Below are 774 nucleotides of genomic sequence, written 5' to 3' on the forward strand. Positions count from 1 at the left end.
GGGTCGTGGTGGTGCGCGGCGGGGCCGCGGTCGAGGGTCCGGGACGGTCCGCCCGCTGGACGGGAAGGTCCCCGTCCACGCTGCGCTGCACCGCCCCATCGGGTGAGGCGGCCCCGGGCAGCGACAGTTCGGGAGCGGAACCCCGGGCCAGTTTCCGGCCGTTGGCGCCGGCGCTCCTCTCGAACGGGTCGTCCGGGTGGGAGACCTTCTCGCCCCGGCCGTTGTCGGTACCGGGCACGGGCCCCAGGGCCTGCTGGCGTACGTGGTCGACCTCTTCGTACATCACCTCGTCCTCGACGCGGTCGCCGCCGAGCACGATGTGCGAACCGGTGGTGTAGGCCAGGGCGCCGAGCTCCTCGGCCGAGCGCTGGGCGACGGGGTTGTCGTGCACGCGTACATGGCCGAAGTCCATGTCGTAGGCCCGCTCGGCCCGTTGAAGGATGCGGGGCTCCAGGGGACGCCCCGGGGAGCCGACGGCGTCGACGACGGACGCCCGCCGCTGCACCGGTACGGCCCCCTCGGCGGCGCGCGCCTCCGACCCGCCGTGCTGCTCCTCACCGCGCTGCTCGTCCCGGGCCCGCTGGATCGCACGGGCCACCGCGGCGTTCCCGGCGGCCTGTTGGAGCGCGGTGAGCGGGGGCAGGGCGGCGGCGGGGCGAGCCGCGGGCCGAGGCGCGGGGCGTCCGCCGGTACGGTCACCGCTCGGACGGTTCTCTCCCTGGACGCGCATGTGCGGTTCCCCTTTGGTCGGCGGGTGCCCTTGCCTGCTACGGG

1 protein-coding gene is annotated in these 774 nt (G+C 75.8%); it reads right to left on the reverse strand.

Going from position 1 to position 774, the window contains the following annotated elements; genetic code table 11:
• Nucleotides 1-730 (reverse strand): eCIS core domain-containing protein (locus ACNFOC_RS54830; RefSeq protein WP_416966374.1); only part of this gene is annotated, 730 nt, incomplete at its 3' end.
• Nucleotides 731-774 lie beyond the last annotated feature (44 nt).

This window comes from Streptomyces colwelliae (genome assembly GCF_048158785.1).
In the GTDB taxonomy this organism is placed as follows: domain Bacteria; phylum Actinomycetota; class Actinomycetes; order Streptomycetales; family Streptomycetaceae; genus Streptomyces.